Source organism: Allobosea sp. NPDC055353, from assembly GCF_053644975.1.
The window spans coordinates 287,969-307,790 of record NZ_JBSHMC010000002.1 but is presented as its reverse complement, the minus strand read 5'-3'; the positions used below and the strand labels follow the sequence as shown (position 1 = coordinate 307,790).

The window sequence follows — 19,822 nt, the reverse complement described above, 5'->3', positions numbered from 1 at the left end:
GAATGCATCCTTTGAACAAGGAAGACGTGGATGGTCGGCACAAGCCCGACCATGACGGAGATGTGCTTCGGGGCGCCGTAACCCCGTCCTTCGTACATCCCATTTCCGCTTTCTTCAGCCTGTCGGCATCCCCGCTCACGGATGCGTGATCGCGTTCAGATTCGGTTCAGGTACGCGGCGTCATGGTCCGGCCACTGACAGGGCTGGAGACAGGTTCCCAGAACGGGGCCGTTCGTGCCGAGGACCGTGGGGGTCCAGTTTGAGACGCGTTGATGCAAGGGGCGCCGGCTACCTGCTGGCGGCCATCGGTTTCGTCGTGGCATGGGGCATCCTGTGCTGGCCCTGGCTTTCGGGGGCGGTGACGATTCCGTTCGACGCCAAGGCGCATTTCCAGGCGCAGGTGCAGTTCCTCGCCAACGCGATCCATACCGGGCAGTCTCCGTTCTGGAATCACAACGTCTTTGCCGGCTCGCCGCAGATTGCCGATCCGCAATCGCTGATCTTCTCGCCTGCGATCCTGCTCGCGCTGATCTCGCCTGCGCCGAGCTTCCGCGAGGTCGATGCCTATGTGCTGGCGCATCTGCTCGCCGGTGGGCTCGCGCTCATCCTGTTCTTCCGCGATCGCGGCTGGCATGCGGCCGGCGGCCTGATGGCGGCGCTGGTCTTCGCCTTCGGTGCCTCGGCGGCCTGGCGCGTCCAGCATGTCGGGCAGATCGCGAGCTATGCCTTCTTCGCCATCGCCTTCTGGCTGACGGCGCGGATGCTGCAGCGTTCATCCGTCCTGTCCGGTGTCTTCGCCGGCCTCGCCGCCGGCATGATGGTGCTGGAGCCGGACCAGGTCGCGCTGCTCGCCTGCTATGTGCTGATCGCCATGGTGGTGGCGCATTGGGTCTCCGGCGGCTGGGCGGCCTTCAAGGCGAGCCTGCTGCCGATTACGGCGGCGAGCGTGGTCGGCCTCGCCGTCATCGCCATGCCGCTGATCTGGACCTGGCTCTTCGCCGAGGCGACGACGCGGCCCGAGATCGATTTCGCGTTCGCGGGCCGCGGCTCGCTGCATCCGGTGTCGCTGCTGTCCGCCTTCATCGGAGATCTGTTCGGCGCCAAGGACCCGGCCGTCGAATTCTGGGGGCCGTACGGCAATCCGCAGGTGCTCTATCTCTCCCAGAACATGGCGCAGGTCTATTTCGGCGCGCTGCCGCTGCTGCTGCTGCTGGCGCCCGGCCTGACGCGCGGCTGGCTCTGGGACAAGTCGGTTCGCCCGCTGACGCTGATGCTGGCCTTCATGGTGCTGTTCGCGCTCGGGCGCTACACGCCGCTGTTCCATCTCGCCTACGAATACCTTCCGGGCGTGAAGCAGTTCCGCCGGCCGGCTGACGCGACCTTCCTGATCGGTGGCATCGCGGCGATCCTTTCGGGCTATGTGCTGCATCGCATCCTGACGGCGGAGGCGGGAACCTCGTTCCGCCGCGACATGCTGATCGGGGCGGGGCTGGTGCTCGGCACGCTCGTGCTCGCGCTCGCGGTCTCGCGCGGCTGGGGGCATCTGGCCGATGCCTGGAAGCCGGTCGCAATGGCGCTCGGCTGGTTTGCGGTCGCGGGCGGAGCGTTCTTCATCCTGCAGCGCTGGCGCGGCGCGCTCGGCACTGCCGCCGCGGCGGTCCTGGTCACCGGCGTCGTCGCCGCCGATCTCGGCGTCAACAATGGCCCCAACGAATCGACCGCGCTCGCGCCGCAGCTCTACGATGTGCTGGAGCCGGGCACGAAGAACGACACCATCGCACTCCTGAAGCACCTGACCTCCCAGCCCGAGGGCTCCCCGCGCCGCGACCGGGTCGAATTGCTTGGCATGGGCTTCGAATGGCCGAATGCCGGCATGGTCCACGGCTTCGACCACACGCTCGGTTACAACCCGCTGCGGCTGGAGGATTTCTCGGAGGCTGTCGGCACGGGCGACGGCATCGCCAGGCCAGCCGACCGCAAGTTCACGCCGCTCTTCCCGTCCTATCGCTGCCGCCTCGCGAACCTGCTGGGCTTGCGCTACATCGCCTCGCCGATTCCGATCGAGCAGGTCGACCACAGCCTCGGCGAGAACGATCTCACCCTGATCGCCCGGACGAAGCAGGGCTATGTCTACGAGAACCCGCGGGCCCTGCCGCGCGTGCAGTTCGTCGGCGGCTGGCAGTTTGCCGATTTCGAGAGCATGAAGCTGTCGGGCCGCTGGCCGGAGACCGACCCGACGCAGGCCGTCCTGCTCGATGTAGAGCCACCCGTCGTGACGCCGGAGGGGCCGGTCGCGACCCAGGCCGAGGTCAAGCTGACGCGCTATCGCAATGCGCGGGTCGAGATCGAGGTCACGACGCCGGTCGCCGGCTTCGTCGTGCTCAACGACATCTGGCATCCTTGGTGGAAGGCCGAGGTCGACGGCGTCGAGAGCGAGATCCTGCGGGCGAATGTGCTGTTCCGCGCCGTGCAGGTGCCGGCCGGCACGCACAAGGTGCGTTTCAGCTTCCAGCCGCTCTGGGGCGCGCTGGCCGAGCTCAAGGCGCGCATCGAACCGCAGGAGCCGGATGACATGCTGCCGCCCGCTCCAAGGCATGACGAGCCGCAGATCGTCACCGCGCCGGGCGAGATTCCGAGGCTGGCAGGGCCGTCCGAAAGCGTGCGCAATTCGCTCGGCCTCGGCACGGGCAATGGCCAGCCGGCGCGCAACGGCACGGCCGCCGCGCATATTCCCGGCGACGCCATCGCGCATTGAAAAAGCTGCGGCGGGAGCCGCGGCGTTCAAGGACGGGGCGTCATCCCGTGCGCGCTGCGGCATGGAATGCCGCTGCGCAGACACGGGACCGTCCCCCGGAAAAAGGCGCCCTTGCGGAGGCTGTGAGGACGGGAGTTCCAAGCGGGACGCGGTCCCGTGTCTGCGCAGCAGCGTTTCACGCTGCAGCGCGCACGGGATGACACGCTTCCCCCTAGAAACGCTCAGGCGACGCCGAGCTTCTTCTGCAGGCTGCTGGAAGAGGTCGTGTACTGGAAGGTCAGCCGCTTTTCCGGATAGACGTAGCGGTGGACCTTCTGGGCGCAGAGCGCAGCCTCGTGGAAACCCGAGAGGATGAGCTTGAGCTTGCCCGGATAGGTGTTGATGTCGCCGACGGCGAAGATGCCGGGCACGCTGGTCTCGAATTTCTCGGTGTCGACCGGGACGAGGTTCTCGTTGAGGTTCAGGCCCCAGTCGGCGATCGGGCCGAGCTTCATGGTCAGCCCGAAGAAGGGCAGCAGCGTATCGCAGGCGATGTCGAAGGGCTCGTTGTCGGTGCCGCGGCAGACCACCGCCTCGAGCTTGCCGTTCTCGCCCTTCAAGCCCGTGACCTGGCCGAGCTTCATGTCCATCTTGCCCTCGGCGACGAGGCTGCGCATCTGCTCGACCGAATGCGGCGCGGCGCGGAAATCGTCGCGGCGATGCATCAGCGTGACGCGATTGGCGATCGGCTGGAGGTTCAGCGTCCAGTCGAGGGCGGAATCGCCGCCGCCGACGATCAGGATGTTGCGGCCGCGGAAGGCCTCCATCTTGCGCACGGCATAGAAGACCGAGCCGTTCTCATAGCCTTCGATGCCGGGGATCGGCGGCTTCTTCGGCTGGAAGGAGCCGCCGCCGGCGGCGATGATCACGCTCCTGGTGTCGAAGACGGTGCCGGCATCGGTGGTGACGCGGAAGCGCGGCGCCTCCGGCGTGCCGGTCGGTTCGACCGCCTCGATCATCTGGTTGAGATGGAAGGTCGGCCCGAACGGCTTGATCTGCTCGAGCAGGTTGTCGACCAGCGCCTGGCCGGTGACCATCGGGAATCCCGGAATGTCGTAGATCGGCTTCTCCGGATAGAGTTCCGCGCACTGTCCGCCGACCTTCGGCAGGATGTCGACGAGATGCGCGCGGATATCGAGCAGGCCGAGCTCGAAGACGGCAAAAAGGCCGCAGGGGCCGGCGCCGACGATGACGACGTCGGTGGTGATGACTTCGTTTTCGTTGGCGGCAGCCGCGTCGCTCATGATCCTACCTTCGAGCCGGTCCAAGCTGTCCGATTTAACGAACTCGCGCGCAGGACATGAGGCTTCGAAGGCCGGTTTGCAAGTGCAAAATGCTGAAACAGCGGAGCGACCGGGGGGAGGGGAAAAGCCTTCTCCTTCCCCCGGTCGCGGCAGTGGAATCAGGCTCCCGTATCGGCCTTGAGCCCGGCGGCAGTGATGCCGGCGCAGGCGGCGGCCTCGTCATTGTCGGAGGTGTCGCCGGAGATGCCGACCGCGCCAAGGACCGCGCCCTCGGGCGAGCGGACCAGCACGCCGCCGGGCACCGGCACCAGCGAACCGCCGACGGCATGGGTCGCCGCTTCGATGAAGTAGGGCCGGTCCAGCGCCATCTTGTGGAGCGCGCGCGAACCCAGGCCGAGCGCGACCACGCCATGCGCCTTGCCGAGTGCGATCTCGCCGCGCTTCAGGCTGGTGCCGTCCTGCGCGGCGAAGGCCTTCTGCGCGCCGCGCGCGTCGAGAACGGCAATGGCGAGCGGCTTGAAGCCGGCGGCTTCGGCGTGGGCGAGGGCGGTCTGGAGGATCGTCTGGGCCTGGGCGAGGGTCAGCATGGGGGAACTCCGGTTTCGTCAGCGACGTTCTTGCCAGCCGCGAGACGTGCGGGAAAGGCCGGTCGGGCCCGCTTTGCGCAATCGGTGCTAGCCGGCAAGCAAAACACCTTTTCCGTAGCGACTTGCATAGGACGGCGCGACAGGGCTTGATAGCGCTGCGACAGGAGGAGGTTTGTTCATGGGTCTGTTCAGTTTCATCAAGGAAGCCGGCGCCAAGATCTTCGGCGGCTCGGCCAAGGCGGCGACCGCCGACGATCTGCAGAAGGAACTCGCCGGGCATGGCTTGCCTGCCGACGTCAACATCCAGATCGACGGCGACAAGGTGAAGGTCTCCGGCAAGGCCGTTTCGACGGAAGAGGCCGAGAAGATCATTCTCGCGCTCGGCAACACCACGGGCGTGGCCCAGGTCGAATCGGACCTCGCCGTGACCAAGGAAGCCGCGGCCGCCGTGTTCTACACGGTGAAGAAGGGCGACACGCTCTGGAAGATCGCCGAGGAGCATTACGGCAAGGGCCAGGGCGCGAAATACACCGAGATCGTCAAGGCCAACACGCCGCCGGTCAAGAATCCCGACCTGATCCAGCCGGGCTGGGTCCTGCGCATTCCGCCGAAGGCCTGAGGGCTTTCCGTGACAGGGCAGCCGCGCGCCTCGTGCACGCGGCTGCTTTTCGTTTCTGGCATCCTGAGGCGCGACCGAACGGTGGCGCTTGCCTGGTTGCCGACCTATCTCAACGGCTCGCCTGACCGAGCTGGAGTGGCCTGCCCATGATCGTGAACGACCTCGATATCGACGCCGTGAAGGCGGGCCTTAGCGACGGCTCGATCCTGCTGGTCGACGTGCGCGAGCCGCATGAGTTCGCCGCCGGACATATTCCGGGCTCGGTGTCGCGTCCGCTGTCGCAATTCGATCCTGCCGACCTGCCGAACCAGCCGGGCAAGCGCATCGTGCTCTCCTGCGCAGCGGGCGTGCGCTCGCGGCGGGCGCTGGAATTCGCCCAGTCGGCCGGGCTCGACATCGACAGCCATTATGCCGGCGGCTTCAAGGACTGGCTGATGCACGGCGAGCCGGTGACGCAGGATTGAGGCCCAACGCCCGATCCGCGCCCTGCGCCGCCTGTAGACGAAGGATAAAACCATGCTGACCCGAGCTTTCTTCCTGAGCGCCGCCTACGCCGCTGCATTGCTGCTGGCTGCTCCGGGAGCCGGCTGGGCACAGAGCGCCGCGACCGTTCCCGCCGGCAGCGCCAGCAAGGCCGCCGATGACGATCTCCAGGCCGCGATCACCAAGTCAAACGCCTATACCGGACTGATGAACCGCACGCTGCGGGCGATCCAGTCCTGGGAGCGCTATGACAGCTGGGTCGACATGAAGAAGGGCCCGACCGGCAAGGAGCGCTACATCACCTACGGGCTCTACAGCCTTTACGACGTCAACAGCGAGATCAAGAAGGCCGAGGAGGCGATGGCGCGCGAGCCGAAGCTGCCGGCGATCGACGAGACCATGGGCCGCTATATCAAGGCCTATCAGGAGCTGGCGCCGCTGATCACCAGGGCCGAGCGCTATTATGACCGCAAGGACTATCGCGACGACAATCTCGCGGAGGGCCAGAAGCTGCACGCGCTGATGGTGCCGGCGGCGAAGACCTTCCTCGAGGAGCGGGCCAAGGTCGATGCGCTGATGCGCGTCTACAAGCGCGGGCTCGACCAGCGCGAGCTCGCCTCGGTCGAGCAGCGCGAGGGCAAGTCGGCCCGCTGGCAGGTGCGCAACATCATGATCAATGCGCGTGCCGTGATGGACCTGATGCCGAGCAACGAGAGCCCGATCGTCGACCTCAAGTCCTTCAATGCCGCGATTGCCGACTATGCCGCCGCCGTCCGCGAGATGGATGCTTTCAAGGACAAGGAGCCCAAGGGCGTGCCCTTCATCGAGAGCCAGGCGAGCTCCTGGCTCGGCAAGCTGCGCGATTTCAGCGACAAGCTCGCCAAGAGCAAGGGCGATGTCCGGCGCGGCGCGGCCAATGACGCCAACTGGATCGTCAACAACTACAACACCATGGTCTCGCTCTCGGAGACGGCCATCCGCATGTCGCGCTGAGGTCGATGCACGCGGCGCATTCCCGGCGCGTGGTCCGCCGGGGCTGACGTGGCGCGTTTTATGCTCCAGTCTTTCATGAGATAATTTCTTGATTGGATGGGGTCGTCATTGCGAGCGTAGCGAAGCAATCCAGAGGCGGCAGAGCTCTACGTCTCCCTGGATTGCTTCGTCGCTTCGCTCCTCGCAATGACGGTACCTGCGTCCTCCTGACCGGAATGCGCTTTAGACCTAACTGAGGATATGCCTCATGCGTCCCATGAAATTCGGTTTCGGCCAGCCGGTGCGGCGGGTTGAGGATCAGCGCCTGACGACCGGCGCCGGCCGCTATACGGATGACATCGCGGCCGAGGGTGCCCTGCACGCCTTCGTGCTGCGCTCGCCTTACGCCCATGCCCGCTTCGCCGTCGCCGATGTCGAGACGGCCTGCAAGATGAAGGGCGTCAAACTCATCCTGACCGGTGCGGATGTCTCGGGGTATGGCGATCTGCCATGCAAGGGGCATGTGAAGACGACCTCCGGCGAGATGTCGGAATCCCTGCCCGTTCCGGTGCTGCCGACCGACACGGTGCGCCATGTCGGCGAGGCCGTCGCTTTCATCGTTGCGGAGACGCTGGCGCAGGCGCGTGATGCGGCCGAGGCCATCGCGATCGACTGGGACCCGCTGCCGGCCGTGACCGGCATCGCCGAGGCGCTGGAAGCGGATGCGCCGCAGGTCTGGCCCGACCGCAAGGGCAATGTCGCTTTCGAAGCCGAGCAGGGCGACCGCGAGCGGACCGAGAAGGCCTTCGCCAAGGCGGCGCGCACCGTTTCGCTCACCGTCGTCAACAACCGGCTCGCCTCCAACTACATGGAGACACGCGCCTGCATCGCCGAATATGACAAGGCCGACAAGCGCTGGACCCTGACATTGGGGAGCCAGGGTAGCCACGGCATGCGCGACCTGATCGCGACCTATGTGCTCAAGGTCGATCCCAAGCGCATCCGCGTGGTGACGCCGGATGTCGGCGGCGGCTTCGGCACCAAGATCTTCCTCTATCGCGAATATCCGCTGGCGATGATCGCGGCCGAGAAGCTGAAGCGTCCGGTGCGCTGGGTTGCCGATCGCAACGAGCATTTCCTCGCCGACACGCATGGCCGCGCCAATCTCGCGACGGCGACGATGGCGCTCGACGCCAAGGGCAAGTTCATCGGCCTCAAGGTCGATCTCTCGGCCGAGATGGGCGCCTGGCTCTCGCAATATGGGCCCTTCATCCCCTGGGTCGGCACGACGATGACGCCGGGCTGCTACAATATCCCGGCGGTGCATGTCGTGTTCCGGGGCGTGCTGACCCATACGACGCCGGTCGATGCCTATCGCGGCGCGGGTAGGCCCGAGGCCGCCTATCTGATCGAGCGGCTGGTCGACGCGATCGCACGCGAGACCGGCAAGGCGCCGGAGGCGGTGCGCGCCCAGAACTTCGTCAAGCCGACGGAAATGCCGCACAAGACGCAGACCGGCCCGGTCTACGATTCCGGCGATTTCGCTGGCCATATGCGCCGCGCCATGGATGTCGCCGACTGGAAGGGTTTCAAGGCCCGCCAGAAGGCCTCGGCCAAAGCCGGCAAGATCCGCGGCATCGGCATGGCCAGCTATATCGAGGCCTGCGGCGGCGGCGGGCCGGAAAGCTCGACCGTGATCCTGGAGAAGGACGGCACCGTCACCGTGCTGATCGGGACGCAGTCGAACGGGCAGGGGCATGAGACCGCCTATTCGCAGCTCGTCTCGCAGCATCTCGATATCCCGATGGACCGCATCCGCGTCGTGCAGGGCGACACCGACCGGGTCGAGACCGGCTCGGGCACTGGCGGCTCACGCTCGATTCCGGTGGGAGGGGCCGCGCTCGACAAGGCGACGGGCATCCTGACCGACAATCTCAAGCAGCTCGCCTCGGAGAAGCTCGAGGCGGCGGTCGGCGATCTCGAGATCACTGAGGGCGCAGTGCGCATTGTCGGCACCGACAAGTCGCTCGACCTCGCCGCGATCGCGGCGCTGCCGGGCGCGACGCCGGCCATGCTCAAGGTGCACCAGAGCTGGCAGCCGCCGGAGGCGACCTATCCGAACGGCACGCATGTCTGCGAGCTGGAGATCGATCCCGGTACGGGCGGGACGGAGATCCTGAACTATGTCGTGGTCGATGATTTCGGCGTGACGCTGAACCCGCTGATGCTGCAGGGCCAGGTCCATGGCGGCTCGGCCCAGGGCATCGGCCAGGCGCTGATGGAGGAGATCCGCTTCGACCCGGACGGGCAGATGCTGACCGCGACCTTCATGGACTATGCCCTGCCGCGCGCCATCGACATCCCGAACTTCCATTTCGAGACGCGCAATGTCCGCTGCCTGACCAACGCCATCGGCGTGAAGGGCGCGGGCGAGGCCGGTGCCATCGGCGCCTGCCCGGCGGTGATGAACGCGATGGTCGATGCGCTCGACCGTGCGGCCGGCATCAAGGCGATGGATATGCCGGCGACGCCGCTCAAGGTGTTCACGGCGCTGAAGGAGGCCGGATATCGGCTTTGATGCAAGGGCGGGCTTGCGGTGTTGCAAGCCCGCTCACGCAAAAGCGACTGGCTTAGGTTGCGATCATCGTTTGATCTGGACGAGTTCAAAACAGCGCCGGATGGCGCGAACTTGTCTGTGAGGGGAACTGAATGATCCGCACCGCTCTCGTTCTTGCCGGCCTCGGGCTCGGCCTTACCGCCGTGATGGCGCAGTCGAACCCGATCGCGGAGCGCCAGCAGACGATGAAGGGCGTCGGCGGGGCCACGCGCGAGGGGGCGGCGATGGCCAAGGGCGAAGCCGCCTTCGATGCCGCCAAGGCGCAGGCGATCTTCAAGACCTATGCCGATGCGGCCAAGAAGATGCCCACCCTGTTCCCGGATTCCTCCAAGACCGGCGGCGAGACCACGGCTGCTCCGAAGATCTGGGAGGACCAGGCCGGCTTCAAGGCGGCCTTCGCCAAGTTCGAGACCGATGCCGCCGCTGGTGCGACCGTCGCCAATCTCGATGGTTTCCGCACCGCCTTCGGCGCGGCCACGAAGAACTGCGGCACCTGCCACGAGGTCTACCGCATCAAGAAGTGACCGGTCTCGCGGCCGGTTCCGGAAGCGGGCGCCAGCGATGGCGACCCGCTTTTTCGTGGCTGAGGGAGCTTTTGGCCGCTCACGGGCGTTGAAAACGGGCCAGTCTGGAATTGCTGCGATTTCAGGGTTGCCGATGACGTGCCAGCCCGTCCAATCTGCCGGACGTGCTGACGGGAGACCTCGATGCTGTTGCTGCGCCGCCTTTTCGTGACCCTCGTCCTTCTGGCGGTCGTCGCTTTCGCGGGCTTCTACGTGCTGACCGACCCGCGTGTGGTTTCACCCTCGCCGGAGATCGGGGCGTTGCCGGCGGCGGATGTCGAGAACGGCAAGCTGCTGTTTTCGGCCGGTGGCTGCACCTCCTGCCATGCGACGCCCGGACAGGACGACAAGCTCAGGCTCGGGGGCGGGCTTGCGCTGGCATCGCCTTTCGGCACCTTCCATGCGCCCAACATCTCGCCGCACACGCGTGACGGCATCGGCAACTGGGGCGTGCAGGATTTCGTCGATGCGATGGCGGCGGGCGTCTCGCCCTCCGGGCAGCATCTCTACCCGTCCTTCCCCTATACTTCCTACCGGCTGATGCCGCCGAAGGCGCTGGCTGATCTCTTCGCCTATATCCGCACGCTGCCGCCGGTCGAGGGCAAGGCAGCGGCACATGATCTCCGCTTCCCCTTCAACATCCGGCGGGTCGTCGGCGGCTGGAAGCTGCTGTTCTTCGAGGGCGCTCCGTTCCGGCCCGATCCGGGCCAGAGCGAGGCCTGGAACCGCGGCGCCTATCTGGTCAATGGCCCCGGCCATTGCGCCGAGTGCCATTCCGCCCGCAACGCGCTCGGCGCCATCGTCCCGGCGACCCGCTTCGCCGGCGGTCCCGATCCCGAAGGCAAGGGCTGGGTGCCGAACATCACGCAATCTGAGAACGGTCTCGCCAAGTGGTCGAAGGAGGAGATCGCAGAACTGCTGAAGACCGGCTTCACGCCGGATTTCGACAGCGTCGGCGGCTCGATGGCGTCGGTCGTGCGCAATATCGCGCAGTTGCCCGAGGCCGATCGGATGGCGATGGCGGAATACCTGAAGTCGCTGCCGGCGGTGGAAGGGCCGGCGCGGCCGCAGGCCAAGGCGCCCTGAAGCGCCGCAGCGAGGCGGCATGCGCTTCAAGGCCGTCATGGTCGATGTCGATGGCGTCGTGATCGTACACCCCGATCCCCGGGGATGGGCCGCCCATCTCGAATGCGATCTCGGCCTGTCGCCGGCGCTGCTCCAGTCGGCGTTCTTCGAACCGCACTGGCAGGACGTCATTCTCGGGCGTGCGGGTTTGCGGGAGCGCCTCGCACGGGTGTTGGCTGAGATCGCGCCGGGGCTCGGGGTCGACCGGCTGATCCGCTACTGGTTCGAGAACGATGCCCATCTCGATCAAGGGCTGTTGGCGCAGCTCGCGCCGATCCGGGCAGGCGGGGTGAAGCTGCATCTCGCCACCGTGCAGGAGCATGAGCGCGCCCGCTACATCTGGGACGCGCTCGCGCTGAAGCAGCATTTCGACGGGATGCACTATGCTGCCGAACTCGGCTGGGCCAAGCCTAAGGCGGAGTTCTTCCAGGCCGCGGCGGCACGATCCGGCTTCGCGCCTGACGAGATCTTCTTCATCGACGACAAGCAGACGAATGTCGACGCGGCGCGCGGGGAAGGATGGAGCGCGGCGCTCTGGGACGGAACCCGGCCGTTGGCCGGCCTGCTGGCAGAAGCGGCGAGAAACCGGTAGCGGCAGTCCCAGTTCGGGGGCGTTAAGCTGCCCTGGCGACCGGTTCGAGCTTCGTAATCTCGATGCGGTTGCGGCCGAGCATCTTGGCCCGATAGAGCGCGCGATCGGCGGCGGCCAGAAGCGCGATCAGGTCGGCCTGCTCGCCGCTGGCCTCGGCGAGGCCGATGCTGACGGTCGCTGCAATCCCGAGGCCCTCGTGCTGCGCGGCCGTCTCGGTGAAGCGCCGGGCGATGCTCTGCCCGATCGCATGGGCGTCGGGACCTTTGGTGTTCGGCAGCAGGATCGCGAATTCCTCGCCGCCGAGCCGCGCGCTCATGGCCTGCGGCCCGGCGATTTCCCGCGCGATGTCGGCGAAATGCTTGAGGACCCGGTCGCCTGCATCATGGCCGTAGCGATCGTTGATGGCCTTGAAGTGATCGAGATCGAAGGCGAGCAGGGAATGCGGCATATCCCTCCCGGCGCTGCTCAAATGGCGGGGAGCAAGCTCGAAGAAGCCCTGCCGGTTGTTCAGCGCGGTCAGGAAGTCGGTACGGGCCGTCGCCAGGAGGTTGGCCCTGTCCTCCTCGCGCACGAGCGCCAGAAGCGACATCGGCATCGCGACCGTGAAGAGCACGGCCTCGTACATTGTGATCTCCGCCACGAGCGCGAGCACGTCGTCGCCATGGATCGACGCGATGACCGGGACGACGAAGGTGCGGGCGGCATAGAACAGGGCGTGGCCGGCAAAGACCGCGACGGCGATCGGGCGGGAGCGTAGCGCCTGAACGGTCAGGCTGCGCAGCAGCACGAATGCGGTCAAGCCGCAGACGACCGCGATCGGAAACGAGCTGACGTGATTCCAGAGGAGACCCACCGCACTGACGCCGGCAGCGAACCAGGCGATTCCCGTGACGGCCAGCCAGCCGAGGATCAGGGCGGGGTGCAGCCTACGGCCGTCCAGTGCCAGGGCTCCCTGGAGCATCAGGAAATAGCCGAGCATCATGATGATGTTGGTGACGGCGGAGCCGGAGACGCCGGGGAACGCATCCCGGTTCATCGCCACGATGCAGCCCGCGGCAAACACGACATAGGCGACCGCCCAAAGACCGAGCTCGTGCGAGCGCTGGGCCTGCGCCTTGCGCTCCCAGAGGGTCATGATGGCTGCGATGAGCGCCGTTCCGGTGGTGAGATACCAGAGGGTTGCGAGATCCATCGGTATCGCCGTCAATGCTGCCAGCGTTCGGCTTCAGGCATGATCAACTGCTCCCCATGCGCCCAAGCCAAGGTTCTATCTAGCCCAGAGAAGTTAACTCCAGCTTGTGCCGATGCGTGACAAGGCGGGGTATCCGGGGGCAGGAGGAAGGAGACCCGCGACATGAGCGATGACGAACGGGCGATCCGGCAGGTGGTCGACACCTGGATGACGGCGAGCCGCAGCGGCGACCTCGACACCATTCTCGGCCTGATGACCGAGGACGTGATCTTCATGGTCCCCGGGCAGGAGCCCTTCGGCAAGGAGGCTTTCGCGGCCCTCTCGAAGGGAGCGGCCGGCGGCCGGATCGATGGCACCAGCGAAATCGTTGAATTGCGGGTCCTCGGGGACTGGGCGTTCATTCGCAATCGCATTGCGATGCAGGCGATGCCGCCGGGCGGCGAGCCTGTTCGCCGGGCGGGCTATACGCTGACCCTGCTGCACAAGGAGGCCGACGGCCAATGGCGGCTCGCGCGGGATGCCAACCTGCTGGCGCTACAGGACTGAAATCCGGCGCGGTTGGGCGGGAGCGTGACTACTCCATCACCGCGGCCTTGAGGATGCAGACCATCAGAGCGGTTCCGGGCTCGGCTCCGACACAGCGAACGACATGGCGGCGATCGCAGCGATAGCGCAGCGTCTCGCCGGCCTTGGCGCGCTGGATGATGTCGCCGACCTCGACCTCGAACTCGCCCGAGGTCACCGAGAGCGATTCGATCGAGCCGCGCTGATGGCCCTCGGAATCGAGCTCGCCGCCGGGCTCGGACGAGACCTCGTACCATTGCAGCCATTCGACCGTCTTGATCCAGCCGACGATGGCGAGGCGCAGCTTGCCGTCCTCGGAGACCAGGATCGGCGTGTCGGCGCGAGTGGTCTTGTCGATGAAGGGCTCTTCCTCGCCGCTGGAGAGGACGCGCTCGATCGAGATGTCGAGCGCCTGCGACAGCCGCCAGATCGTCGCCAGCGTCGGATTGGTCTCGTTGCGCTCGATCTGGCTGATGATCGACTTGGCGACGCCGGACTGCTCGGCGAGGTCGGAGAGCGAGAAATTGTAGGCCTTGCGCAGGCGCTGGATGGTCTTGCCGAGCTGGCCCGAGATGACCTGAGCCCCGGATTCAAGCTCCCGCCCGCCGCGCTCTTTCGTCTCGATTCCCATGCATCCGGCCCCTTTTCGACTGTGGCGTCGTTTGTAACGGCGGACGATCGTTTGAACAAGCGAACTGTGCCCGCGTCCAAGCGATGTCGTCAGGTCATGCGGCTGGGGCCGACCTCGCGCTGCTCGCGGCGGGCAAGGCCGAGCTGGCGTTCGCGCAGGATCACGTAGATGCCCGAGGCGATGACGATGGTCGCACCGATCAGGATCGCCAGAGCCGGCCATTCGCCGAACCAGAACCAGCCGATCGCAACCGCCCAGAGCATGGTCGAGTATTCGAAGGGCGCGATCAGCGAGGCGTCGCCGTAGCGATAGGCCTGGACGATCAGGATCTGGCCGAGGCCGCCGAGGATGCCGATCAGGACCATCATCACCGCATCCTGAAGATTGGGCATGTTCCAGCCGAGCAGGATGGTCGAGAGGCCGAGCAGGCTGGTCAGCAGCATGAAGTAGAAGACGATGGCACCGGTGCGCTCGGTCGCGGTCAGGAGGCGCACCTCGACCGAAGCGAAGGCCGAGCAGAAGGCGCCAGCCAAGCCCAGCATGGCTCCAAGCGCCGCATTGCTGCCGACAGGATGAGCGCCGGCGCCGAGATGCGGCGAGAGCATGATGAGCACGCCGACGAAGCCGATCGTCACCGCGCTCCAGCGATAGATGCGCACCCGTTCCTTGAGGACGAGCGCGGCCAGCACCACGACGGCCAGCGGGGCGGCATAGCCGATCGCGACGGCCTCCGAGAGCGGCAGGAACTGCAGCGCCGCGAAGCCGCAGAACATACCGGTCGAGCCCATGATGCCGCGTTTGAGATGGCCGCGCAGATTGTCGGTCTTCAGGGCGGCGGGCAGCTCGGAGCGCCAGGCCAGCCAGATGAGCAGCGGGATCATCGCGAAGAAGGAGCGGATGAAGACGATCTCGCCGGTCGGATAGCGCGTCGAGATCGACTTGATCCCGGCCGACATCAGCGTGAAGGCCAGCGCCGAGACCAGCTTGAGGGTGATGCCGAGAAGAGGGGACAAAGCGCGCGGCCGAGGAGCTTAGGATGGTTTCGAGCGAAACCGTTCGCTCCTTAGATCATGTCGAAGCCGGGAAGCGAAGCGTGAACGTCGCAACCCGGCTAGGTCATTGGCGTGGGACTGCCCTCAGAAGGTGCCGCGGAAGGCGCCGCCGTCGATCAGGAAGTTCTGGCCGGTGATATAGCCGGCATGGGCGCTGGCGACGAAGCCGCAGAGCTTGCCGAACTCGTCGGGCGTCCCGAGGCGGCCGGCAGGTACCGCGGCGAGCCGGTTCTTGGTGGCCTGCTCGATGCTGATGCCCTGCATCTCGGCGACCTTGTTGGTCGCGGTCTTGATCCGGTCGGTGTCGAAGACGCCGGGCAGGATGTTGTTGATGGTGACGTTGGCATGCGCGACCTCGCGGGCGACGCCGGAGAGGAAGGCGGTGAGGCCGGCGCGCGCGGCCGAGGAGACGTCGAGCCCGGTCAGCGGGGTTACGACGCTCGCCGAGGTGATGTTGATGATCCGGCCGAAGCCGCGCTCGACCATGCCGTCGATGACGCGCTGCACCAGCTCCAAGGGGGTCGCCATGTTCTGGACGACGCCTTCGAGCAGGCCCTCGCGCGTCACCTGACGGAAGGGCTTGGGCGGCGGGCCGCCATTATTGTTGACGAGGATATCGGGATTGGGGGCGGCGGCCAGCAGCGCGTCCTGGCCGGCCCTGGTCGAGACGTCGGCGACGACGGCGATCACGGTTGCGCCGGTCGCGGCGCGAATCGCGGCGGCGGTGGCTTCCAGGGTGGTGGCGTCGCGGCCGTTGATGACGACGGTGCAGCCGGCCTGTGCCAGCGCCTCGGCGCAGCCGCGGCCCAGCCCCTTGCTGGAGGCGCAGACGATGGCCGTGCGGCCGGCAATTCCAAGATCCATGGTGGTCTCCGATCAGCGTGGAGGCATTCGAGGCGTACACCCTGAGCACGGATCGGCCGCGCCGTCATCAAAGCGCAACGCAAATCAGACACACGGCCCTCGCATCGCAGCAGCAGGGGCTTTCCGGCATGAGCGACGAGGATAACAGCAAGCGGGTCCGCAGCATCTTCATCTCGGATCTGCACCTGGGCACCCGCGGGGCCCAGGCCGATCTCGTGCTGGAATTCCTGCGTGCCTATGATGCGCCGCAGATCTATCTCGTCGGCGACATCATCGACGGCTGGCGCCTGAAGAGCGGCTGGTATTTCCCGCAGGCGCATAACGACGTGATCCAGAAGCTGCTGCGCAAGGTGCGCAAGGGCTCGAAGCTGATCTACGTCACCGGCAACCACGACGACTTCCTGCGCGACTTCACCGGCCTGCAGTTCGGCGGCATCACCCTGGTCGACGAGATCGTCCACGAGACCGCCGACGGCAAGCGCATGCTCGTCATCCATGGCGACCTGTTCGACCTCGTGGTGCGCAACGCCAAATGGCTCGCGCTGCTGGGCGACTGGGCCTACACGGTCGCGCTCGCGCTCAACATGGTGATCAACCGGGTGCGCCGCGTCCTGCGTCTGCCGCACTGGTCGCTCTCGGCCTGGGCCAAGGCCAAGGTCAAGAACGCGGTGAACTATATCGGTGAGTTCGAGGGCTGCCTTGCCGCCGAGGCGCGCCGCCACAAGGCCGATGGCGTGATCTGCGGCCATATTCACCATGCCGCGCAGCGCGAGATCGATGGCCTCACCTATATCAACACCGGCGACTGGGTCGAAAGCTGCACCGCCTTCGTCGAGCACGAGGACGGCCGCTTCGAGCTGATCCGCTGGCCGCAGGGGCGGCTGAAGACGATGCCTGCCGAGCCGGTGTCGATGCCGGTGCGCCCGGCTCCGGTCCGGGACCTGATCGAGGCCGCGTGATGCGCGTGCTGGTCGCGACCGATGCCTGGCGGCCCCAGGTCAACGGCGTCGTGCGCTCGCTGGAGCAGATGATCGCGGCGGCCCCCGGGCTCGGCATCACGGCGCGGGCGCTGACGCCGGAAGGGTTCCATCAGGTCGGCCTGCCGAGCTATCCCGATATTCGCCTGGCGCTGGCGACGCGCCGGGCGCTCGCGGCGCGCATCGCCGATTTCGCGCCCGATCATATCCATATTGCGACCGAAGGGCCGATCGGCTGGCTGACGCGGGCGGCCTGCCTGGCCGAGAAGCGGCCGTTCACCACGAGCTACCACACGCGCTTTCCGCAATATGTCGCGGCGCGCTGGCCGATCCCCGAGAGCTGGAGCTACCGGCTGCTGCGCCGTTTCCATGGCCCGGCCGCCGCGGTGATGGTTTCGACCGGGACGGTGGAAGAGGAGCTGCGCCAGCACGGCTTCGAGAAGCTGGTGCGCTGGGGGCGCGGCGTCGATCTCGGCCTGTTCCACCCGCGCCCGCAGAGCCTGCTCGACCTGCCGCGGCCGATCTTCCTGTATGTCGGGCGTGTCGCGGTCGAGAAGAATGTCGAGGCCTTCCTGTCGCTCACGCTGCCGGGCAGCAAGGTCGTGGTCGGCGACGGGCCGGCGCGGGCCGATCTCGCGCGCGCCTTTCCCGAGGCCCGCTTCCTCGGCCTGAAGGAGGGCGAGGAACTGGCCGGAATCTACGCCTCCTCCGATGTCTTCGTCTTCCCGAGCCTGACCGACACCTTCGGCATCGTCCTGCTGGAAGCGGCGGCGAGCGGGCTGCCGGTCGCCGCCTTTCCGGTCCAGGGGCCGCGCGATGTCTTCGCCGGCAGCGGTGCGGCCGTGCTCGACGAGGACCTGCGCCGCGCTGCCATGCAGGCGCTCAGGGTGCCGCGCGCGGCCTGTCTGGAACTGGCGGCCCGCCATAGCTGGGCAGCGAGCGCCGCGCAGTTCTACGGCCATATCCGGCGCGTGGCGCGCGAGGCCGGCTACCTGCCGCGCGAGGCTGAAGGCTCGACCGTTGCGCTTACAGCCTTCGCGAGCGGGCGTGGCGGGGAAGGGCGCGGGCTGCCGCGGCGCCTGATGGCTTGAGCTGGGCGCGGAAGCCGTCGCGACGTTCATGGACCGAAGCGATGACGAGGCCCATGGGCACGCCGAGTCCGACCAAGGCCGCTTCCGACAATTGCAGGCTGGCCTCGATGGTTTCGGGGACCGCGTCGTTCACGCCGAGCTCATAGAGATGGCGGGCATGGGCCGCATCGCGCGCGCGGGCGACGATGACGATGTCGGGGCGTAGCGAGCGGGCGGCGAGGACGATGGCATCGACAGCGCGGGGATTGTCGATCGTCACGATCAGCGCGGTTGCTTCCTCCAGGCCGCAGAGGCGCAGGAATTCCGGCTTGGTCGCGTCGCCGTAATAGGTGGGGCGCCCGGCGCGGCGTTGCGCGGTGATCAGCGAGGCATCGGAGTCGATGACGATGTGGGACTTGCCGTGCTCGTCCAGCATCGAGCCGACGAGGCGGCCGACCCGCCCGCCGCCGACGACGATGGCGCGCGGCGTGCGATCGTCCGGCGGCAGCACGGCGGCCTCATCGGGAAGCGTGACCGGGGCTGCGAGCTTCTGGCCGAGATTGCGGGCGATCCGGGCCAGCAGCGGCAGCGCGACCATGGTGAGCGAGACGGCGGCGAGCACGATGCTGGTGGCAGCGGGATCGATCAATTGAGCGCCGGTCGCGGCATTGAGCAGCACGAAGGCGAATTCGCCGCCGGGCGCGACCAGGATCGCGGTTTCGAGCGCGGTTGCCGTGGCGAGGCGGAAGCGGCGTGCCAGCACGAAGATAATGGTGCCTTTGACCAGGATGAGCCCGGCCGCGCCGCCGAGGATCGCGAAGGGATGAGCTGCGATGTCCGCCGGGTTCACGCCCATGCCGACGGTGAGGAAGAAGACGCCAATCAGCAGCGACTTGAACGGGTCGATCGTGACCTCGATCGCGCGGCGGAACTCGGTCTCGGCCAGCAGCAGCCCGGCGATGAAGGCGCCCAATCCCATCGACAGGCCGGCAGCCGCGGCAATGAGGCCAGTTCCGAGTGCGACCAGCAGCGTCGCCGCCATGAAGCTCTCGGTCGAATCGGTCGAGGCGACCAGGCGGAACAGCGGACGCAGCGCCAGCCGGCCTATGACGACGATGGTGGCGATCGCCGCGAAGGCCTGGATGAAGGCCTGCGCCAGGCCGGCGAGCAGCGAGCCCGAGCCGTTCTGTGCGTCGAGCACGCTGATCAGGAAGAGCAACGGGATGACGGCGAGGTCCTGGCAGAGCAGGATCGCGAAGCTGGAGCGGCCGGCCGAGGTCGTCATCCGCTTCTTCGCCGCCAGCAATTCGACGACCATCGCCGTCGAGGACAGGGCGAGGCCGAAGCCGATGATGAGGGCTGCCGCGGCCGGCTGGCCGAGCGCGTAGGCGGCAAGCCCGATCGCGGCGGCGCAGAGCCCGACCTGGCCAAGGCCGAGACCGAAGACCAGACGCTTCATCGTCATCAGGCGCTCGAAGGAGAGCTCCAGCCCGATGACGAAGAGCAGGAAGGCGACGCCGAGCTCGGCCGGGCCGGCCAACGCCTCGGCATTCGAGACGGTGATCGTGCTCAGCAGCGGAAGCTTGGCTGCGAGGCCGCCGAGGCCGAACGGGCCGAGCAGCGCGCCGCAGGCGACGAAGGCGATGATCGAGTTGACCTTGAGGCTCTTGGCCAGCGGCACGACCACGCCGGCCGTCGCGAGCACGACGACGGCGTCCTTGTAGACGGAAGGGTCGACTGTTCCGGCCAAAGGGCGGACCTTGCGATTCGGGGGCTGCGGGATGCGCCGGCAATTCTTGCGGTTTGCGGCGGCGCAGCACAACCTTGGAATCGCTGCGGCGGAAAGAAATTCGCCTTGCGGCGCGAGCCTTTAGGC

General features: G+C 66.9%; 18 protein-coding genes. 11 read left to right on the top strand and 7 right to left on the bottom strand.

Annotation, left to right across the window (positions count from 1 at the left end; genetic code table 11):
- Positions 1 to 259 precede the first annotated feature (259 nt).
- Positions 260 to 2,755 (top strand): hypothetical protein, encoded by a 2,496-nt coding sequence (locus ACWIEX_RS14770; RefSeq protein WP_454033783.1) that lies wholly within the window; start codon positions 260 to 262, stop codon positions 2,753 to 2,755.
- A 221-nt stretch (positions 2,756 to 2,976) separates the two neighbouring features.
- Here ACWIEX_RS14770 and ACWIEX_RS14765 read toward each other — a convergent pair whose 3' ends face one another.
- Together ACWIEX_RS14765 and ACWIEX_RS14760 are read right to left on the bottom strand one after the other, a co-directional pair.
- Complete coding sequence (locus ACWIEX_RS14765) at positions 2,977 to 4,038, bottom strand: NAD(P)/FAD-dependent oxidoreductase (protein ID WP_454033782.1); 1,062 nt, start codon at positions 4,036 to 4,038, stop codon at positions 2,977 to 2,979.
- 158 nt (positions 4,039 to 4,196) lie between these two features.
- Positions 4,197 to 4,625, bottom strand: coding sequence for a GlcG/HbpS family heme-binding protein (locus ACWIEX_RS14760; RefSeq protein ID WP_454033781.1), 429 nt, complete (start codon positions 4,623 to 4,625; stop codon positions 4,197 to 4,199).
- Between the two features lie 178 nt (positions 4,626 to 4,803).
- Here ACWIEX_RS14760 and lysM point away from each other — a divergent pair, with 178 nt between their 5' ends.
- The 7 genes from lysM (at position 4,804) to ACWIEX_RS14725 (ending at position 11,596) form a co-directional block, all read left to right on the top strand.
- Positions 4,804 to 5,244 carry a peptidoglycan-binding protein LysM gene (gene lysM / locus ACWIEX_RS14755; protein ID WP_454033780.1) on the top strand — a complete coding sequence of 147 codons (441 nt, stop codon included), beginning with the start codon at positions 4,804 to 4,806 and terminating at the stop codon, positions 5,242 to 5,244.
- 146 nt (positions 5,245 to 5,390) lie between these two features.
- A complete protein-coding gene (locus tag ACWIEX_RS14750) occupies positions 5,391 to 5,708 on the top strand; it encodes a rhodanese-like domain-containing protein (RefSeq protein WP_454033779.1) in 318 nt (105 codons plus the stop codon).
- Positions 5,709 to 5,760: 52 nt separating this feature from the next.
- Positions 5,761 to 6,720 (top strand): DUF3829 domain-containing protein, encoded by a 960-nt coding sequence (locus ACWIEX_RS14745; protein ID WP_454033778.1) that lies wholly within the window; start codon positions 5,761 to 5,763, stop codon positions 6,718 to 6,720.
- Positions 6,721 to 6,967: 247 nt separating this feature from the next.
- Entirely contained in the window at positions 6,968 to 9,277 is a 2,310-nt protein-coding gene (locus ACWIEX_RS14740; RefSeq protein WP_454033777.1) for a xanthine dehydrogenase family protein molybdopterin-binding subunit, read from the top strand.
- Between the two features lie 131 nt (positions 9,278 to 9,408).
- Positions 9,409 to 9,840 (top strand): c-type cytochrome, encoded by a 432-nt coding sequence (locus ACWIEX_RS14735; protein ID WP_454033776.1) that lies wholly within the window; start codon positions 9,409 to 9,411, stop codon positions 9,838 to 9,840.
- A 183-nt stretch (positions 9,841 to 10,023) separates the two neighbouring features.
- Entirely contained in the window at positions 10,024 to 10,965 is a 942-nt protein-coding gene (locus tag ACWIEX_RS14730; RefSeq protein ID WP_454033775.1) for a c-type cytochrome, read from the top strand.
- 19 nt (positions 10,966 to 10,984) lie between these two features.
- Entirely contained in the window at positions 10,985 to 11,596 is a 612-nt protein-coding gene (locus ACWIEX_RS14725) for an HAD-IA family hydrolase (RefSeq protein ID WP_454033774.1), read from the top strand.
- A gap of 22 nt (positions 11,597 to 11,618) precedes the next feature.
- On the opposite strand, the gene ACWIEX_RS14720 is transcribed toward ACWIEX_RS14725, so the two are convergent.
- The gene (locus ACWIEX_RS14720; RefSeq protein WP_454033773.1) at positions 11,619 to 12,788 is read right to left on the bottom strand and encodes a GGDEF domain-containing protein; all 1,170 of its coding nucleotides are present in this window, start codon (positions 12,786 to 12,788) and stop codon (positions 11,619 to 11,621) included.
- A 162-nt stretch (positions 12,789 to 12,950) separates the two neighbouring features.
- Here ACWIEX_RS14720 and ACWIEX_RS14715 point away from each other — a divergent pair, with 162 nt between their 5' ends.
- Positions 12,951 to 13,334 (top strand): YybH family protein, encoded by a 384-nt coding sequence (locus tag ACWIEX_RS14715; RefSeq protein ID WP_454033772.1) that lies wholly within the window; start codon positions 12,951 to 12,953, stop codon positions 13,332 to 13,334.
- 28 nt (positions 13,335 to 13,362) lie between these two features.
- Here the strand turns inward: ACWIEX_RS14715 and ACWIEX_RS14710 are convergent, their stop codons facing one another.
- The 3 genes from ACWIEX_RS14710 to ACWIEX_RS14700 all read right to left on the bottom strand — a co-directional run bounded on the left by ACWIEX_RS14710 (position 13,363) and on the right by ACWIEX_RS14700 (position 15,899).
- Positions 13,363 to 13,983, bottom strand: a complete 621-nt coding sequence (locus ACWIEX_RS14710) for a helix-turn-helix domain-containing protein (RefSeq protein WP_454033771.1) — start codon at positions 13,981 to 13,983, stop codon at positions 13,363 to 13,365.
- Between the two features lie 89 nt (positions 13,984 to 14,072).
- Positions 14,073 to 14,996, bottom strand: a complete 924-nt coding sequence (locus ACWIEX_RS14705) for a DMT family transporter (RefSeq protein ID WP_454033770.1) — start codon at positions 14,994 to 14,996, stop codon at positions 14,073 to 14,075.
- A 123-nt stretch (positions 14,997 to 15,119) separates the two neighbouring features.
- Positions 15,120 to 15,899: an SDR family oxidoreductase gene (locus tag ACWIEX_RS14700; protein ID WP_454033769.1), complete on the bottom strand. Its 780-nt coding sequence runs from the start codon at positions 15,897 to 15,899 to the stop codon at positions 15,120 to 15,122.
- 128 nt (positions 15,900 to 16,027) lie between these two features.
- Here ACWIEX_RS14700 and ACWIEX_RS14695 point away from each other — a divergent pair, with 128 nt between their 5' ends.
- Positions 16,028 to 16,858 carry a UDP-2,3-diacylglucosamine diphosphatase gene (locus ACWIEX_RS14695; RefSeq protein ID WP_454033768.1) on the top strand — a complete coding sequence of 277 codons (831 nt, stop codon included), beginning with the start codon at positions 16,028 to 16,030 and terminating at the stop codon, positions 16,856 to 16,858.
- Positions 16,858 to 17,967 carry a glycosyltransferase family 4 protein gene (locus tag ACWIEX_RS14690; protein WP_454033767.1) on the top strand — a complete coding sequence of 370 codons (1,110 nt, stop codon included), beginning with the start codon at positions 16,858 to 16,860 and terminating at the stop codon, positions 17,965 to 17,967. Before ACWIEX_RS14695 ends, ACWIEX_RS14690 begins: the two co-directional genes overlap by 1 nt.
- Here ACWIEX_RS14690 and ACWIEX_RS14685 read toward each other — a convergent pair.
- Positions 17,903 to 19,696: a cation:proton antiporter domain-containing protein gene (locus ACWIEX_RS14685; protein ID WP_454033766.1), complete on the bottom strand. Its 1,794-nt coding sequence runs from the start codon at positions 19,694 to 19,696 to the stop codon at positions 17,903 to 17,905. The genes ACWIEX_RS14690 and ACWIEX_RS14685 overlap by 65 nt on opposite strands.
- Between the last annotated feature and the right edge of the window lie 126 nt (positions 19,697 to 19,822).

Bases quoted from the DNA above. Each gene is read 5' to 3' on its own strand.
- ACWIEX_RS14725 (WP_454033774.1), top strand. From the start codon at position 10,985: ATGCGCTTCAAGGCCGTCATGGTCGATGTCGATGGCGTCGTGATCGTA.
- lysM (WP_454033780.1), top strand. From the start codon at position 4,804: ATGGGTCTGTTCAGTTTCATCAAGGAAGCCGGCGCCAAGATCTTCGGC.
- ACWIEX_RS14695 (WP_454033768.1), top strand. From the start codon at position 16,028: ATGAGCGACGAGGATAACAGCAAGCGGGTCCGCAGCATCTTCATCTCG.
- ACWIEX_RS14720 (WP_454033773.1), bottom strand. From the start codon at position 12,788: ATGGATCTCGCAACCCTCTGGTATCTCACCACCGGAACGGCGCTCATC.
- ACWIEX_RS14765 (WP_454033782.1), bottom strand. From the start codon at position 4,038: ATGAGCGACGCGGCTGCCGCCAACGAAAACGAAGTCATCACCACCGAC.
- ACWIEX_RS14710 (WP_454033771.1), bottom strand. From the start codon at position 13,983: ATGGGAATCGAGACGAAAGAGCGCGGCGGGCGGGAGCTTGAATCCGGG.
- ACWIEX_RS14740 (WP_454033777.1), top strand. From the start codon at position 6,968: ATGCGTCCCATGAAATTCGGTTTCGGCCAGCCGGTGCGGCGGGTTGAG.
- ACWIEX_RS14690 (WP_454033767.1), top strand. From the start codon at position 16,858: ATGCGCGTGCTGGTCGCGACCGATGCCTGGCGGCCCCAGGTCAACGGC.
- ACWIEX_RS14760 (WP_454033781.1), bottom strand. From the start codon at position 4,625: ATGCTGACCCTCGCCCAGGCCCAGACGATCCTCCAGACCGCCCTCGCC.
- ACWIEX_RS14735 (WP_454033776.1), top strand. From the start codon at position 9,409: ATGATCCGCACCGCTCTCGTTCTTGCCGGCCTCGGGCTCGGCCTTACC.
- ACWIEX_RS14750 (WP_454033779.1), top strand. From the start codon at position 5,391: ATGATCGTGAACGACCTCGATATCGACGCCGTGAAGGCGGGCCTTAGC.
- ACWIEX_RS14745 (WP_454033778.1), top strand. From the start codon at position 5,761: ATGCTGACCCGAGCTTTCTTCCTGAGCGCCGCCTACGCCGCTGCATTG.
- ACWIEX_RS14700 (WP_454033769.1), bottom strand. From the start codon at position 15,899: ATGGATCTTGGAATTGCCGGCCGCACGGCCATCGTCTGCGCCTCCAGC.
- ACWIEX_RS14730 (WP_454033775.1), top strand. From the start codon at position 10,024: ATGCTGTTGCTGCGCCGCCTTTTCGTGACCCTCGTCCTTCTGGCGGTC.
- ACWIEX_RS14715 (WP_454033772.1), top strand. From the start codon at position 12,951: ATGAGCGATGACGAACGGGCGATCCGGCAGGTGGTCGACACCTGGATG.